This is a genomic window from Galbitalea sp. SE-J8, from assembly GCF_030345695.1.
Lineage (GTDB): Bacteria > Actinomycetota > Actinomycetes > Actinomycetales > Microbacteriaceae > JAUASV01.
Genome location: NZ_JAUASV010000004.1, coordinates 116082 through 133098, shown reverse-complemented (window position 1 = coordinate 133098; position 17017 = coordinate 116082). Strand labels below are relative to the sequence as shown.

Genomic DNA, 17017 nt, shown 5'->3' with positions numbered 1-17017 from the left:
TCGCCGCCGGGCGCGCTGCTACGCGAGCTCGGCGGTGATCGCCGCGACGAACGCGTCGATGTCGGTCTCCGTGGTGTCCCACGAGGCCATCCAGCGCACCTCGCCGGCCGCGCGATCCCAGTCGTAGAACCGGAAGGACTCGCGGATGCGGTCGGCCGCGCCGTTCGCGAGCCGCGCGAAGACCGCGTTGGCGTCCGTCGGGTGGGCGAAGCCGAGCGCGTCCGGACGGATGGCGCCGGATGCGATCGCCGCCTCGAGCGCACCGCGCAGCCGGGCGGCCATCGCGTTCGCGCGCTGTGCGCTCGTCAGCCAGAGGTCGCCCTCGTAGAGCGCGACGAGCTGGGCGGAGAGGAAGCGCATCTTCGACGCGAGCTGCATCGTGTACTTGCGCAGGTACACGAGTCCGTCGGCGGCGCCGGGGTGCACGGCGACGACGGCCTCGCCGGCGAGGATGCCGTTCTTCGTGCCGCCCAGGCTCACGAGGTCGACGCCGGCATCCGTCGTGAACGCGCGCAGCGGCGCGCCGAGCGCGGCGGCGGCGTTCGCGATGCGCGCCCCGTCGAGGTGCACCTTCATCCCGACGGCGTGCGCGTGCTCGGTGATCGCGCGGATCTCGTCGACCGTGTAGACCGTGCCGAGCTCGGTCGAGTTCGTGATCGAGACCGCGAGCGGCTGGGCGCGGTGCTCGTCGCCCCAACCCCAGGCCTGGCGGTCGATGAGCTCCGGGGTGAGCTTGCCGTCGGGGGTGTCGACGGTGAGGATCTTCAGGCCGGTGACGCGCTCGGGGGCGCCGCCCTCATCCGTGTTGATGTGCGCGGTCGACGCGGCGACGACCGCGCCCCAGCGCGGCAGCGCGCTCGTGAGCGCCGTGACGTTCGCGCCGGTGCCGTTGAACACGGGGAACGCCTCGGCCTGCTCGCCGAAGTGGCCGCGCACGACCTCCTGCAGGCGGGCGGTGTACACGTCGTCGCCGTAGGCGACCTGGTGCCCGCCGTTCGCGTCGGCGATCGCCTCGAGCACCTCGGGGTGGATGCCGGCGTAGTTGTCGCTCGCGAAGCCGCGCCAGGCCGGGTCGTGCAGTCTCGTCACCCCTCCATCCTCCCCGACCCGACACGCTCGGGTTACCCGGGGTTCACCGAGCATCCCTAACGTATTCCCGCGCTGCTTCTGCGAGCGCAGCCGATCGAGGGAGTTCTGCCGTGCGCACCGCCATCCGCCGCCGCATCCGTTCCGCCGCCGCCGCTATCGCGGCCGTCGCGCTCGCCGCGGGGGCCGCGAGCGGTGTCGCCCTGCCCGCGAGCGCCGAGCCGACGAGCGCCCCGACCCCCGACGTGCTCGACGTCGACTTCGCGAGCGGCGCGCCCGTCGAGCACGTGCAGCAACTGGCGCCGACGGCGATCGGCTCGCCCGGCTACGAGAGCGACGCGACGATCGGCGCGACCGTCGCGACCTTCGGCGGCTCGGCCGGAGTCCGGTTCCCCGCCGACACGCTCTGGAGCACGAGCAACCCGAAGAACATCCTCGAGTCGGTCACGCTGCGCTGCGAGCTGCGCTACGACGGTCCGAGCCCGGCGACCAGCACCAACGCGTTCTGCTCCGGACGCCAGACCGGCGGCTACTCGATCGACATCACCAAGGACGGTCTGCGTTTCGTGGTGGCCGGCTCCGTCGTCATCACGCACCCGGTCGCGTCGGGCACCTGGTACGACGTCGTCGCGACGTGGGACGGCACCGACGCGGCGCTCTACCTCGACGGCGTCCTCGTCGGCACGGGCACGAAGGCGGGCGGGAACACGACGCCCGCGGCGCAGTTCTGGTTCGTGGGCGCCGACACGAAGGCCGCGGGCGCGGGGGAGTCGTTCGCGACGGGCGCCGTCGCGCGCTCGAGCATCTGGAGCACGCCGTTGACCGCGGAGCAGGTGCTCGCCGTGCACGAGGGCCGCGTCGGGCCGCAGCCCGCGACCGTTCCGGACGCCGACGTGCTCGATGTCGACTTCGCCGACGGCACGGCGACGGATGCCGCGGCGAACCGCCCGGCCACCGTGATCGGGGCGCCCGTCTACAGCACCGACCCCGCGCTCGACCGCACGGTCGCGTCCTTCAACGGGGCCTCGGGCATCCGCTATCCGCTGTCGGAGCCGTGGGACTCCGGAAGCGCGACCGACATCACGACGACCGTCACGATCGAGTGCGCCTTCCGGTTCGACGGCACCCTGCCGACGGCGACGAACAACGCGATGTGCTCCGGTCGGCAGGGCGGCGGATACACGATCGACGTCAGCGGCGGGAACATCCGCTTCGTCATCGGCAGCACCGTGGCGGTGACGGCACCGGCGCGCACGGGTCTCTGGTACGACGCGGTCGCGACCTACGACGGGACCACCGCGAAGCTCTACCTCAGCGGGTCGCTCGCCGGCGAGTCGGCGAAGACCGGCGCGACGGCCCCGCCGAGCTACCGGTACTGGGTCATCGGCGCGGATGTCGGCACCAATGCCAACCTCGAGTTCTACGGCGCCGGCACGGTCGCCGCGGCGCGCATCTGGAGCGGCGTGCTCGACGCCGACCAGGTGCACGCCCTGAGCGTCACGACCCTCGGTGACCGGGACAGCGGCGTCGCACTCACCGCGAGCGTTCCCGCGGCCGACGCGAGCCTCGCGAAGCCCGTGCGCTTCTCCGCGACCATCGAGAACCAGGGGGCCGCATCCGGCTGGAGCTACCTGCTCGACGGCGGGCCCATCCAGCCCGGGCAGCTCATCGGCGCGGGAATGCGCGCCGGCGCGCACGAGATCGTCATCACGGCGACCGACCTCTTCGGTGCACCGATCGAGTACCGCATCCCGTTCACGTCGTCGAGCATCCCGATCGGCGGCGGCACCGACACCGGGCAGGGCCACGGCACGGTGAGCCTCTCGGCCGCCGCGACCGACCCCGACGGCGGCCAGGTCACGACGACCTTCGAGCGGGCGATGGCGAGCGTGGCGAGCGGCGGCTTCCAGGGGATCGTGCCCGTGGTGCCGTCGGCTCTGGAGTTCCCGTACACCGACGGCTCGGCGCTCACCGGGGAGCAGGTCGCCGACGGCGACACGACCGGCAGCGTGGCGTCGCACGACGAGATCCCGTTCCAGCGCTTCGACGTGACCGTGCCCGCGAGCGGTGATGACCGGCGCGTGCAGTGGAGCGGCACGGTCGACCCCGAGCGCACCGCGACCGTCCGGGCGTGGAGCGTCGAGAAGGACGCCTGGGTCGAGCTCGCGAGCACGCGCGGCACCTCCGGCGGGGACACCGTGCTGGTCGGCGACCTGTCCGAGGCGCTCGTCGACGCGTCGAGCGGCACGCCGCTCGTGCACGTGCTCGTCGCCGTCGAGGACCCCTTCGCGGACGACCTCGCGCCGCGGGATGCGAGTGCCGGCACCGCGGCGCTCAAGGACCACTTCGAGGACCCGGGCGACTACGACTTCTCGATCGTGCACTGGACCGATCCGCAGTACGTGACGGAGGGCGCGACCGGAGGTGCCGGGCAGTGGCCGGCGAGCGTCAGCTATCCGACGTCCTCCGGCGTCGAGACGCCGGAGGAGCAGGCCATCTGGGCCTCCGCCTACCGGGATGCCGTCGACTGGACGGTGGACAACGCGGCACCACGCAAGATCGCGTTCGTCGCGAACTCCGGCGATCTCATCAACAACGACTACTACAACCCGGAGGCGACCGCGTCGGACGGCTCGCTGCTCTATCCCGGCCTGGAGGGGCAGGTTCAGAAGGAGTTCTCGTTCGCGTCCGGCGCACTCGGACCGCTCGCGGACAGCGGCATCCCGAACCAGGTCATCGCGGGCAACCATGACAACCAGCTCGGCGTTGAGGACGGCGCGGCCTCCCGGTTCAGCGAGGCGTTCACGGCCGACGACTGGTACGCCCAGGCCGCGGGGTGGCCGGCCGGCGCGGACTATCACGCGTGGGATGAGACGACGGATGCCACCGGTCACGTCGTGAGCCCCGGCCACGACAACCAGAACAGCTACGTGCTGTTCTCGGCGGGCGGCCTCGACTTCGTCGTCGTCGGCCTCTCGTACGGCGTCACGCAGCAGGAGGTCGACTGGGCGAACTCCGTGTTCGCGCGCTACCACGATCGCAACGGCATCCTGATGACCCACGGCTACCTCACCTACTCCACCAATCCCGACGGTCGAGGTGCCGCGCTCGCCGACGACGGGAACCTGCTCTACGACAAGGTGGTCTCCACGAACCCGAACATCGTGCTCGTGCTCGCCGGGCACCGCCACGGGTCGGGCATCAACCTCAAGTCGATCGCCACGACCGACAGCACGCACAAGGTCGTCGAGCTGCTCTCCGACTACCAGGCGTACACGGTGCCGGCCAGCACGATCTTCACGCCGGGCAGCTGTCCGTCGTGCGTGTTCGGCACGAACGGGAGCATCGACGTGGACGGCGACGGCGTCGTCGATCACAAGCCGGAGGACAAGCTCGTGCTCGGCTCGTCGTTCCTGCGGCTCCTGCAGGTCGACATCGCGAAGTCGACGCTCTCGGTGGACAGCTACTCGCCCGTGCTCGATCGCTTCGGACCGACCATCTACGACCCGCTGAGCCGCTACAACGGCGCCGAGGAGAACTTCACGGTGCCGATCGACCTGACGAGCCGCACCACGTCGTTCAGCACCGACGCGCTCACGGTCGTCACGCCGACGACCACCGTCATCGGCACGGCGACCGCGCGCTCCGGCTGGCCGGCCACGGTGACCTGGAGCGGACTGACCCGCGGCACGACCTACGCGTGGACGGCGACGAGCCGCAACGCCGCGGGCGAGGACCTCGGCGACGTCGAGCAGTACGGCGGCGTCTTCGTCGCGACGGCCGCCGGCAGCGACACGACCGCGCCGGTGCTGACGCTGCCCGCCGACACGACCGTGCCGCAGGACGAGCCGTTCGACGCCCTCGCGGGCGTCACCGCGACGGACGACTCCGACGGCGACGTCACCGCATCCGTGCAGGTGGCCGGCGCGGTCGACACCGCGACACCCGGCAGCTACACGCTCGTCTACAGCGCGAGCGACGCGAACGGCAACGTCGCGCAGGCCTCGCGCACCGTGCGCGTCCGGGCGACGCCGGTGCCGGACCTCGACGTCACGACGGTGTCGGTGCCGAGGTCCACCGCGACCTTCGGCACCCCGGCGGTGCTCACGGCATCCGTCTCCCCCGCCGGTGCCACGGGCTTCGTGCAGTTCTCGAACGGCGAGGACGTGCTCTGCCAGGCGACGGTGACGGACGGCACGGCGAGCTGCACCGTCGACATCCTCCCGCCGCCCGGCGAGTACGCCGCCGAGGCCGCCTACTCGGGCGATGACACCCGAGCGGAGTCGCGGACGTCGTTCGTGCTCGCCGTGACGGACCCGACCCTGCCCGCCTCGCTCGGCATCGGCATCGCGGCGGCGCCCTCGATCGCGGGCGTCCCGACCGTCGGTTCGACCCTGGTCGCCACGCCCGGCGCCTTCACCGGTGACCCGACGGATGTCGCGGGGCAGTGGCTGCTCGACGGCTCCGCGATCCCGGGCGCGACCGGTGCGACGCTCGGCGTCGACGCCGCCTGGGTCGGCGGGGTCATCGGCTACCGCTCGGTCGCGTCGAAGTCGGGCACGACGGGAACCGTCACCGCCACGTCGGCCCCGCTCGCTCCCGTGTCGCAGTCGGCGACCTCCGTCACCGCGGCGGCGAGCCCGGCGCGCTACGGCACGTCGACGCCGGTGTCCGTCGCCGTGGCGCGACCCGCGGGCGTCGCGGCCCTCACCGGCTCGGTCACCCTGAGCGGCGCAGGCGTGTCCCGGACCGTGCCGGTCGGCACGGGCACGGTGACGATCGCGCTCCCGCGCACCGTGAAGCCCGGCAGCTACGCGGTGTCGATCGGCTACGCGGGCGACCCCGCGGTGGGGTCGTCGTCGACGTCGATCGCGCTGATCGTCGCCGCCGCGAAGGCGCACGCGCCGAAGCTCTCGGTGACGAAGAAGCCCACCGTGAGGAAGACCGGCCGGGCGACCGTTCGGATCGCGGCGGCTGCCGGGCTCGCCGCGGCATCCGGCCGGGTCACCGTGACGCTCGTCTCCGGGGCGCACACGAAGAAGGTGCGGGCGACCCTCGCGAAGGGCCGGGCGAGCGTGACGCTGCCGAAGCTCGCGAGGGGCACCTGGCGGGTCAAGGCGGTCTATGCGGGCAGCGGCTACTACGCCCCGTCGACGAGCGCGACGTCGAAGGTCGTCGTGAGGAGGTAGCCGGCTGGGTCAGCCGCGCAGCGCCTCGCGCACCTTCACCCGGCCGCCCGTGCGCAGCAGACCGCCCGCGTAGACCCGCGAGCCGACGGCCACGATCCCGACGGTCGTGGCGATGAGCACGGCGAGCGCGACGAGGGGCTCCCACCACTGCGCCGTGCCGAGGAAGATCCGCACGGGCATGCCGATCGGGGCCGAGAACGGCACGTACGACATGATCGCGACGACCGTGTCGTTCTGGTTGAAGAACACGATGAGGAAGTACGGGATCATCACGAGCATCGTCACCGGCGAGACGGCCGAGGCGAGGTCCTCCTGCCGCGAGACGAGCGCCGCGGTCGCCGAGTAGAGCGCGGCGAGCATGACGAAGCCGAACACGAACAGGATGACGAACCAGACGATCGACGGACCGATGCCGGCCAGCAGGGCGTCCTGTCCCGTCGCGACGAGGCCCACGCCGGCGACCGCGGCGATGAGCGCGATCTGCGCGAACGCGAGGATCGAGTTGCCGAGGATCTTGCCCGCGAGCAGCACGCGCGCGGGCGTCGTGGCCATCAGGATCTCGACGACCCGGTTCTGCTTCTCCTCGACCACGGACTGCGCGATCGTCTGGCCGAACGTGATGGCCGCCATGAAGAACGCCACGCCGAAGCCGAGCGCCACGAAGTAGGCGATCGCCGGGTCGGCGGCCGTCGCGTCGAGCAGCTGCACGTCGGGACGGATGCTGAACGCCGCGACGACGTCGGCCGGCGTCTCGTCGAGCGCGATCACGCGCACGCCCGCGGCCGAGTCGTCGGGGACGACGGCCGCATCCACGTCGCCGCTTCGCACCAGCTGCTCCGCGGCAGCGGCATCCGTCACCTCGGTGACGTCGAAGGCGCCGGACGGGATGCTCGCGGTGATCGGGCCGGCGACCGCGAGCGTCGTGCGCGACGGGTTCGCGCTCGCGATCGAGCCGACGACGACCGAGACGAGCACGGCCGCGAGCAGGATCGCGGACGAGATGAGGAACGACTTCGAGCGCAGGCGCGTCGAGAGCTCGCGCTCGGCGACGAGGCGCACCCCGGGCCAGAACGTGGGCGGAACGTATCGCGTGGTCATCGCACGACCTCCCGGAAGATCTCGGTCAGGGTGGGCAGCACGGGGCCGAAGCGATCGACGGGCGCGTCGTCGACGGCGCGGCGCAGCACGCGCTGCGCCGTCGCGCGGTCGGCGATCTCGAGCAGCGCGTAGCCGCCGTCGAACTCGACGACCCCGACGCCGGGCTCGGCGCGCAGCCAGCCGACGTCGCCCGCGGACTGCAGCTCGTAGCGCGAGCCGCCGTAGCGGGCCCGCAGCTGCTCGCGCGACCCGGAGGCGAGGATGCGCCCGTCGCCGATCACGACCAGGTCGTCGCAGAGCCGCTCGACGATGTCGAGCTGGTGCGACGAGAACAGCACCGGCGCGCCGCGTCTCGCGGCATCCTGCAGCACGCCGAGCACGACCTCGACGGCCATCGGGTCGAGGCCGGAGAACGGCTCGTCGAGCACGAGCACCTCGGGCTCGTGCACGAGCGCCGCGGCGATCTGCGCGCGCTGCTGGTTGCCGAGGCTGAGGTCCTCGAGCTTGTCGTTCCGTCGCTCGGCGAGGCCGAGGCGGTCGAGCAGCCCGTCGGCGCTCTTCTCGGCGGCGGACTTCGGCATGCCGTGCAGCCGGCCGAGGTAGGCGATCTGCTCGCGCACCCGCATCTTGGGGTACAGGCCGCGCTCCTCCGGCATGTAGCCGAACTGCGCGCGACGCGCGGTGTCGAGCGGGTCGCCGTCGAGCGTCACGCGTCCCGCGTGCGGTGCGAGCACGCCGAGGATGATGCGCATCGCCGTCGTCTTGCCCGCGCCGTTGCCGCCGACGAACCCCGTCATCCGCCCGCCGCCGACGTCGAACGACACGTCGTCCAGCACGGTCCGGTCGCCGAAGCGCCGGGTCACTCCCTCGATCCGCAGCATGCCGTCCACGCTAGGCAGCGGATGCCGCGCGCGCCTCCGCCCGCGGACGGGTCATGCGCCTCCGCCGCGCGGGGGAGGCGGCGCCGTCAGCGCTCGGCGTCCGTCAGGGCTCTGGGTCCGTCAGCGCTCGGCGGTGCCGGTCGTGAGGCCGTTCTCGTAGGCGTAGATGACGGCGTGGATGCGATCGCGCAGCCCCAGCCCGCGCAGCACGTTGGAGACGTGGGTCTTGACGGTCGCCTCGCCGACGACGAGGCGCGCGGCGATCTCCGCGTTGGAGAGCCCCTCGGCGACGAGCAGCAGCACCTCGTTCTCCCGGTCGGTGAGCTCGTCGATCCGGGCGGCGGGTGCGGGCGCGTGGCCGCGGTCGGCCGAGGCGCGCTCGATGACCCGTCGCGTGACCCTCGGCGAGAGCAGCGCGTCGCCGCGTGCGACGACCTGCACGGCCGCGATGAGGTCCTCGGGGCTCGCCGTCTTGAGCAGGAACCCGCTCGCCCCGGCGTCGAGCGCCGCGAACAGGTAGTCGTCGCGATCGAAGGTCGTGAGCATGAGCACCGCCGCGCGCGGATCGGCGGCGACGATCGTGCGCGTCGCCTCGAGACCGTCGGTGCCGGGCATCTGCACGTCCATGCAGATCACGTCGGGACGCAGGTCGGCGGCGAGGCGCACGGCGTCCGCGCCGTCGGCGGCCTCCCCGACGACCGCGATGCCCGGCTCGGAGTTCAGGATGATGCGGAAGCCGGCGCGCACGAGCTCCTGGTCGTCGGCGAGCAGCACGCGTGTCGTCATCGCCGTGACTCCGGGGTGCCGGCGGACTCCGGGATCGTGGCACGCACGACGAACCCGCCGCGCGTGCGGAACCCGGTGTGCAGGGCGCCGCCCGCGGCGGCGACCCGCTCGCGCATGCCGAGGAGGCCGAGGCCGGCGGGGTCGTGCGGCGCGGTGCCGCGACCGGTGTCGGCCACCTCGAGCTCGACGCCGCTCGGAAGGAAGCGGATGCGCACATCCGCCGTCACGCCCGCCCCGCCGTGCTTGCGCGTGTTCGTGAGCGCCTCCTGCGCCACGCGGTACAGCGCGTAACCGGCTACGGGGGTCAGCACCCGCGGGGCGCCGACCGTCGCGAGCGTGGTCGGCACGCCCGCATCGCTCGACGCCTCCACGAGCTCGCACAGCTGGGCGATGCCGAGCGTCGACGAGCCGGCGTTCGGTGCCGCCGCATCCGTCGCGCCGTCGTCCGCGCGCAGCGTGCCGAGCAGGCGGTGCAGCTCGTCGACGGCCGATCGGGCGCTCGACTCGATCGCGGCGAGCGAGGCGCGTGCCTGCTCGGGATCCGTGTCGAGCACGCGCCGCGCGGCGCCGGCCTGCACGCCCATCACGGAGACGTGGTGCGCGACGACGTCGTGTAGCTCCCGCGCGATGCGCACCCGGTCGAGGGCGACGGCCTGGCGTCCGGCGCGCTCGCGCTCGGCCGCGAGCTGGACCGTGCGGGCCTCGAGCTCCTCGCGGCCCCGGGCCGCGCGCCACGACGACTCACCGAAGACGTAGGCGGCGCCGAAGTACAGCGCGTTGGTGAGGAACTGCACGATCGCGAGCGCCGCGTACTGGCTGAACACGCCGCCGCGGGACAGGCCCGAGCCGTAGCTCGGATCGCTGAACGACACGAGCAGCTCGACGACGATCCACACGAACATGGCGACGATGATGAGAGCGCGCACGACGAGCGCGCGGCGGCGATCGCGACCCCACGCGCCGAGCGTGTAGAGCGCCAGGAACAGCGCGATGTTCGTCACGAGCAGCTCCGGCACGTGCAGGCGCTGGGCCGCGAAGAACGCGAGCGAGATGACGACGGCGACCGTGGCCGGGAAGCGGCGGCGCAGCGCGAGCGGCAGCGTGTGCGCGGCGATCACGATCGCCGACACCCACACCGGCGCCGGATCGGGGTAGAGGCCCATGCGCGCGTAGAGCAGCGCGAGCACGCCCATGCCGACGCCGAGCGCGACGGCGATGATCGCATCCCGTCGCGCACCCTGCCGGTCGGGAGCCGGCCGCACCCACTCAGACGTCATGCCCCCACGCTAGGAGCAACGGATGCCGTGCGCCTCCGTCGCGCGGGGGAGCCCGGCCGGGGGACGCCTGACGCACGTCAGGCGGTCGCGCCCGTGATCCCCGCGGTCGACTCGATGACGCCCGCGAGCTTCTTGCCGAGCGCCTCGTAGAACATCGACAGCGGGAACTCGTCGTCGAGCACGGCATCCGTGTAGCCCTTCGGCGGTCCGGCGAGCACCTCGTCGGGCAGTCCGCGCGCCCAGCGCGACGCCGGATGCGGCGCGAGGGTGCCGCGCACGAGCTCGTACGCGGCGAGCCAGTGCGCGAGCTTCGGCCGGTCGATCGAGCGCCAGTACAGCTCGTCGATCGCGTCGCTCAGGGCGATGACCGCCTCGGGCAGGGCGTTCCAGTCGACGGTGAGGGCGACATCCGTCCAGCGCAGCACGTGGCGCTGGTGCAGCCAGGCGAACAGCAGCTGACCGCCGAGCCCGTCGTAGTTGCGGATGCGGCTGCCCGTGAGCGGGAAGCGGAAGATGCGGTCGAACAGGATCGCGTACTGCACGAGCTGCGCGCGGTCCCTCATCACGTCGGCCGAGCCCGTCGGAGCCTCGTCGGTGCCCTCGGCGCGAGTGAGCCGCACGGCCTCGCGGAACGCGGTGAGGTCGCAGCGCAGCTCCTCGAGCGAGTAGAGGAAGAACGGCATCCGCTGCTTGATCATGAACGGGTCGAACGGCAGGTCGCCGCGCATGTGCGTGCGGTCGTGGATGAGGTCCCACATCACGAAGGTCTCCTCGGCCGTCGCCTGGTCGTCGAGCAGGCGGCGCGCGTCATCCGGCAGCTCGAGCTTCGTGATCCCGGATGCCGCGGTCACCACGCGCCGGAACCGTGCTGCCTCGCGGTCGGCGAAGATCGCGCCCCACGTGAACGTCGGGATCGCGCGCATAGCGACCGTCTCGGGGAACAGCACCGCCGAGTTCGTGTCGTAGCCGGCGGTGAAGTCGACGAAGCGGATCGGCACGAACAGCGCGTTCGTGCAGGTCTGCTCGAGCTCGGCGATGAACGCGGGCCAGATCACCTCGACGAGAAGGGCCTCGAGGCGGCGGTCGGGGCTGCCGTTCTGCGTGTACATCGGGAACACGACGAGGTGCGCGAGTCCGTCGACCCGGTGCAGCTCCGGGCGGAACGCGACGAGCGAGTCGTGGAAGTCGGGCACGCCGAACCCCCCGTCGGCCCAGCGCCGAAGATCGGCGACGAGCGCGTCGAGGTAGGCCGCGTCGTGGGGCAGCGCATCACGGAAATGCAGGACCGAGGCGGTGATCGTCTCGACGTGACCGCGGAGTTCCGGGCGACCCGCGGCATCCGGCACGCTGCCATCCTGCATTTGCGTGATCGCGATCGCCGTCGCGGCGTCGCGCAGGGCCGCCCAGGCCGGGTCGGCGGCGAGCTCGGCGGCGGGCGTGGCCTCGGCGGCGGCGGTGCCGGCGGTGCCGGGGGTGGCGCCGGCGCGGGCGGTGTCGGCGAGCGTCATGGCGGCCTTCTCCTTCGTCGGGCAGGGCGACGCGTGCAGGAATCCGGCGTCACCTCCACGCTAGAGAGAGAACGGATGCGTTTGGTTGCGCCCGCGCGCGGGTTTGCTGCGGGCGGTCCCCGGGTCTCGAACGCGCGTGCGCCTTCGCGCTCCGATCCTGCGCGCACGCGGCCCCGCCCCCCGCAACCGGCAGGTGCCCTAGCGTGAGCGCGTGAGGACCGCCGCGCTCGCCGCTCCGCTCGGTGTCGGGGCCGCGGCGATCTCGCTCGTCGGCGCGGGGGTGCCCTCGGCGTGGGGTGACGAGGCGGTGAGCCTCATGTCGGCCCAGCGCGACTGGCCCTCGCTCGCGCGGATGCTGCTGCACGCCGACGGCGTGCACGGCGCCTACTACGCGCTGCTGCACCTCTGGCTCGGGGTCACGGGGGTCGACCCGCTCGCCGCACGCTCGCTCAGCGCCCTCGCGATCGGGGCCGCGGCGGCCGGGGTCGTCGTGCTCGGACGCCGCGCCGGCCGCACGCGGTGGGGCGTGCTCGCCGCGGTCGTGGTGGTCTCCCTGCCGCGGCTGTCGTGGGCGGCGACCGAGGCGCGCTCGTCGGCGCTGAGCGCGGCGCTCGCCGTGTGGCTCGTGGTCGCCGCGCTCGGGATCGCGCGTCCCGCGCCGCGCCGCCGATCGGTCGTGCTCTACGTCGTCGTGCTCGCGCTGTCGATGCTCGCGTTCGTGTACACGGCGCTCCTCGTCGCGGTGCCGCTGATCGTCGCGGCGGCGCTCGCCGGTCGCCGACACGCTCTTCGCGTGCTGGCGTGGTCCGCGCTCGGCGTGCTGCTCGCGGCGCCGGTCGTCGTGGTCGCGATCGCGCAGCGCGGCCAGATCGGCTGGGTCAACGGCTCGCGCGAGCCGGTGCTCGACGCGCTCGTCGAGCCGTGGTTCCTGCGACCGCTGCCGGCCGTGGTCGGCTGGTGCGCGCTGCTCGCCGCTGCGGCGCTCGCGATCGCGCGCGGCATCCGTTCTCGGTCTGCTACGCAGAGGGCGACGGATGCGGTCGCCGCTTCCGAGGCGGGCGACGCCGCCCGCGCCCTCGGGATCGCCACCGCGGTCTGGGTCGTCGTGCCGATCGTCGTGATTCTGCTGCTCACGCTCGCGGTGCCCGTGTTCACGCCGCGCTATCTGACGTTCACCGCCCCGGGCGTCGCGCTCGCGGTCGGCTGGCTCGTCGATCGCGTGCTCGCCCGGCGGGCGTGGTTGGGCGTCCTGCTGCTCGTGGTCGTCGTGGCGGCGGCGGTGCCGGCGGATGCCGCCGAGCGCCAGCCCGGCGCGAAGGACGGCAGCGACTGGGCCTCGGTCGCCGCCCAGCTCGCCCGCGACGCCCGGCCGGGCGACGGCATCCTGTACGACGAGGCGGCGCCGGCGTGGCGCCTGCCGCGGGAGATCGGGTACGCCTACCCGGGTGATGTCGAGGGTCTCGTCGACCTCGGGGTCGACGTGGACTTCCGCGACAGCGACGGGCTGCGCGGCACCGCCCTCGCGGGCGACGCGCTGCGCCGGTCCCTCGCGTCGGGGGGCGCGCGCGTCTGGTACGTCGCGTACCTCGGGCCGCAGGCGAGCGACCTCGCGGCGCTCGGCGACGCCGGATACCGCCTCCGCGGTGAGACGCGCCACGGGCGCGACGCCGTGCTGCGGTTCGATCGCGCCTGACTGCTGAGCGTTGCCGACTGATCCTAGGCTGAGCGTCGTGCCCAGCCTCGACGAGGTCCGCGCGGCGGTCGCGGACGCCTCCGACGACGGCCGCGCCATCTCGGCCGCGCGGTTCTTCAAGACGGGTCCCGGCGAGTACGGCGAGGGCGACGTGTTCGTCGGCGTCGACATGCCCGCGGCGCGGCGCATCGCGCGGCGCTTCGCGACTCTCGACCCCGGCGACATCGACGCGCTGCTGTGGAGCGGGGTCCACGAGGAGCGCATGGTCGCGCTGCTCGTGCTCGTGCTCCAGTTCCGCGCGGCGTCGGACGACCCGGCGCGCGAGCGCATCGTCGAGCAGTACCTCACCGCGGCGCGCCTCGAGCGGGTGAACAACTGGGACCTCGTGGACGCCTCGGCCGAGTTCATCCTCGGCGAGTGGCTGCTCGAGCGCCCGCGCAACGCGCTGTTCGCGCTCGCGAAGAGCGACATCCTCTGGGAGCGCCGCATCGCGATCGTCGCCACGTTCGCGTTCATCAAGGCGGGCGACGGCTCGACGACGCTCGAGCTCGCCGAACGGATGCTGCGCGAACGCACCGACCTCATCCAGAAGGCCGTCGGCTGGATGCTGCGCGAGGTCGGCAAGCGCGTCTCGCGCGAGCAGCTGATCGCCTTCCTCGACGCGCACGCGGCCGCGATGGGACGCACGACGCTCTCCTACGCCACCGAGCACCTGCCGCCAGAGGACCGCGCCCGCTACCGCGCGCAGCGCTGACGGACTCGGCCGCTGGTCGAGGAGCCCGCGAGCGGAGCGAGTCGGCGGGTGCCGCGCTGCGTTGATCAGTTTGGCCGGTGGTCGAGGAGCCCGCGAGCGGAGCGAGTCGGCGTCTCGAGACCATCCGCTGGCGTGGGGATGTTGTGGTCTCGAGACGCGGTCGACTGCGTCGCGCGCTCCTCGACCAGCGGAGGGACGCCGCGCGCTCCTCGACCGGCGGGCCGGGGTGCCGGGCTCCTCGTCCGGCGGGGTGCCGCGCTCCGTTGATCGGTTTGGCCGGTGGTCGAGGAGCCCGCGAGCGGAGCGAGTCGGCGTCTCGAGACCATGCGCTGGCGTGGGGTTGTTGTGGTCTCGAGACGCGGGCGACTGCGTCGCGCGCTCCTCGACCAGCGGAGGGACGCCGCGCGCTCCTCGACCGGCGGGCCGGGGTGCCGCGCTGCGTTGATCGGTTTGGCCGGTGGTCGAGGAGTCCGCGAGCGGAGCGAGTCGGCGTCTCGAGACCATGCGCTGGCGTGGGGTTGTTGTGGTCTCGAGACGCGGGCGACTGCGTCGCGCGCTCCTCGATCAGCGGAGGGACGTCGCGCGCTCCTCGACCAGCGGAGGGACGCCGCGCGCTCCTCGTCCGGCGGGCCGGGGTGCCGCGCTCCTCGACCGGCGGGGTGTCATCCGGGCGCATTCGGCACGCCGGGCGCGGGAGGATGGAGGCGTGGCGGGGGTACTCACGGGGTTCGCGATCATCGGCGTCGTCATCCTCGTCGGGTACCTCGTCGGGCGGTTCGAGCTGATCGGGGCGCACGGGCCACAGGCGATCAGCCGGCTCGTGTTCTTCGTGCTCAACCCGTGCCTGCTCGTGACAGTGCTCGCGGACGCCGATGTGCACCGGCTGTTCTCGGCACTGTTCGTCATCACGAGCGTCGCGGCCATCGTCGCGTTCGCGGCGGCGGTGCTCGCGCTCACGCTCGTGTTCCGCCGCCGTGCACCGGAGGCGCTGCTCGCCGGAGCGGCCGCGGCGTACGAGAACGCGGGCAACATCGGGCTCCCGGTCGCGGCCTACGTGCTCGGCAACGCCGCGTACTCGGTGCCCGTGATGCTGTTCCAGCTCGTGATCTTCCAGCCGCTCCTGCTCGCGGCTCTCGACACCATCACCGGCGAGCGGCGGTCGCTGCGCCGCGCGATCACCAGGCCTTTCGTCAATCCGCTGTTCCTCGCATCCGTCGTCGGCGTGCTCATCTCGGTGTTCGACCTCCCGGTTCCGGATGCCGTGCTGCAGCCGTTCGCGATCATCGGCGGCGCGGCCGTGCCGCTCGTGCTCATCGGATTCGGCATCTCGCTGCGCGGCCAGCGCCCGTTGCGTCCCGGCACCGGGAGAACGGATGTCGCGATCGCCTCGTTCCTGAAGCTCGTGGTGATGCCGGTGCTCGCCTGGGTGCTCGGGGCGCTCGTGTTCCACCTGGAGCGGCAGGAGCTCTTCGCGGTCGTGCTGCTCGCCGGCCTCCCGAGCGCGCAGAACGTGTTCGTGTTCGCGCAGCGCTACGGCCGAGGGCTCGTGGTCGTGCGCGACACGGTGCTCGTCACGACGATCGGCTCGGTGCCGATCCTCGTGCTCGCGGCGGCGCTGCTCGCGTAGTCGGTCGATGCCCGCCCGGCGGAAGGGTGCGGGGACGACCAGACCCGTCACGATCGTCGACGTGGCCGAACGGGCCGGCGTCGCGATCAGTTCGGCGCCGGCAGCCCTGAACGATCGGGCCGGTGTGTTGGACAGCACCCGACGGCGCGTGCGTGCGACGGCTGACGAGCTCGGCTGTGTCCCGTCGTCGCGCGGACGCAGCCTGTCGTCGAAGCGCGCCTTCACCGTGCTCGGGCGGGGCTCCACCGGACCTAGAAGATCATCGGCCGGTCGTCGTCACCCTCGGCGAGAGCGTCGTCGAGCAGGTCGACGACGACCGGCACATGGTCGCTCGGCGCCTCTCCCTTGCGCTCCTCGCGGTGGATGGCGGCATCCGTCACGAGGTCGGCGAACGGACCGTTGCCGACCACGAAGTCGATGCGCAGCCCCTCGTTGCGGGGGAAGCGCAGCTGCTTGTAGTCCCAGTAGGTGTAGCCGGTGGGCACGAGCGGGCGCACGACATCCGTCAGGCCGATGTCGCCGAACGACGCGAACACGGCGCGCTCCGCCGGTGAGACGTGGGTCGTGACGCCCTCGATGACGGTCGGGTCGCCGTTGTCGGCATCCGTCGGCGCGATGTTCCAATCGCCCATGAGCGCGAGGGGCGCGCCGGGGTGCGCCGCCATCCAGCGCTCGCTCTCGGCGCGCAGCGCGGCGAGCCAGTCGAGCTTGTAGACGTAGTGCGGGTCGTCGAGCGCCCGCCCGTTGGGCACGTAGAGCGACCACAGCCGGATGCCGCCGACCGTCACGCCGAGCGCGCGCGCCTCGATCGGCAGGTCGGGTCCCTCGTGCCCCTTGAGGAAGCCCGGCTGCCCGGCGAAGTGCGTCTCGACCTCCGTCATCGGCAGGCGGCTCGCGAACGCGACGCCGTTCCACTGGCTGTGGCCCTCGATGACGAGCTCGTAGCCGGCGTCCTCGAACGCGGAGACCGGGAACTGCTCGGGTTTGCACTTGATCTCCTGCATGCCGAGCACGTCGACGTCCTCGCGCACGAGCCAGTCGACGGTGCGGGTCACGCGGGCACGGATCGAGTTGACGTTCCAGGTCGCGACGCGCATGGGCTCAACGCTAGCGGCGAG

Annotated in this window: 11 protein-coding genes and 1 pseudogene; 5 read left to right on the top strand and 7 right to left on the bottom strand. The window is 72.8% G+C overall.

What is annotated here, in order from left to right; translation table 11 throughout:
• Positions 1–18: 18 nt before the first annotated feature.
• On the bottom strand, positions 19–1089 hold the full coding sequence (locus QT381_RS04570; protein ID WP_289247551.1) for a threonine aldolase family protein: 1071 nt from the start codon (positions 1087–1089) through the stop codon (positions 19–21).
• Between the two features lie 110 nt (positions 1090–1199).
• On the opposite strand from QT381_RS04570, the gene QT381_RS04565 reads away from it, so the two are divergent.
• A complete protein-coding gene (locus QT381_RS04565) occupies positions 1200–6275 on the top strand; it encodes a LamG-like jellyroll fold domain-containing protein (protein ID WP_289247550.1) in 5076 nt (1691 codons plus the stop codon).
• Positions 6276–6284: 9 nt separating this feature from the next.
• Here the strand turns inward: QT381_RS04565 and QT381_RS04560 are convergent, their stop codons facing one another.
• The 5 genes from QT381_RS04560 to QT381_RS04540 form a co-directional block, all read right to left on the bottom strand.
• Positions 6285–7373 (bottom strand): ABC transporter permease, encoded by a 1089-nt coding sequence (locus QT381_RS04560; protein ID WP_289247549.1) that lies wholly within the window; start codon positions 7371–7373, stop codon positions 6285–6287.
• Positions 7370–8254, bottom strand: a complete 885-nt coding sequence (locus tag QT381_RS04555) for an ABC transporter ATP-binding protein (RefSeq protein WP_289247548.1) — start codon at positions 8252–8254, stop codon at positions 7370–7372. Before QT381_RS04555 ends, QT381_RS04560 begins: the two co-directional genes overlap by 4 nt.
• Before the next feature lie 120 nt (positions 8255–8374).
• Entirely contained in the window at positions 8375–9040 is a 666-nt protein-coding gene (locus QT381_RS04550) for a response regulator (protein WP_289247547.1), read from the bottom strand.
• On the bottom strand, positions 9037–10317 hold the full coding sequence (locus QT381_RS04545; RefSeq protein ID WP_289247546.1) for a sensor histidine kinase: 1281 nt from the start codon (positions 10315–10317) through the stop codon (positions 9037–9039). Before QT381_RS04545 ends, QT381_RS04550 begins: the two co-directional genes overlap by 4 nt.
• 77 nt (positions 10318–10394) lie before the next feature.
• Positions 10395–11825, bottom strand: coding sequence for a DUF6421 family protein (locus tag QT381_RS04540; RefSeq protein WP_289247545.1), 1431 nt, complete (start codon positions 11823–11825; stop codon positions 10395–10397).
• A 211-nt stretch (positions 11826–12036) separates the two neighbouring features.
• Here QT381_RS04540 and QT381_RS04535 point away from each other — a divergent pair, with 211 nt between their 5' ends.
• The 4 genes and pseudogenes from QT381_RS04535 to QT381_RS04520 all read left to right on the top strand — a co-directional run.
• Positions 12037–13518, top strand: a complete 1482-nt coding sequence (locus QT381_RS04535; protein WP_289247544.1) for a glycosyltransferase family protein — start codon at positions 12037–12039, stop codon at positions 13516–13518.
• 37 nt (positions 13519–13555) lie between these two features.
• Positions 13556–14272, top strand: coding sequence for a DNA alkylation repair protein (locus tag QT381_RS04530; RefSeq protein ID WP_289247543.1), 717 nt, complete (start codon positions 13556–13558; stop codon positions 14270–14272).
• Between the two features lie 706 nt (positions 14273–14978).
• A complete protein-coding gene (locus QT381_RS04525) occupies positions 14979–15899 on the top strand; it encodes an AEC family transporter (RefSeq protein ID WP_289247542.1) in 921 nt (306 codons plus the stop codon).
• A 7-nt stretch (positions 15900–15906) separates the two neighbouring features.
• Positions 15907–16074: pseudogene (locus QT381_RS04520) on the top strand (LacI family DNA-binding transcriptional regulator); the annotation flags it as partial.
• 76 nt (positions 16075–16150) lie between these two features.
• Here QT381_RS04520 and QT381_RS04515 read toward each other — a convergent pair.
• Entirely contained in the window at positions 16151–16996 is an 846-nt protein-coding gene (locus tag QT381_RS04515; RefSeq protein WP_289247541.1) for an exodeoxyribonuclease III, read from the bottom strand.
• Between the last annotated feature and the right edge of the window lie 21 nt (positions 16997–17017).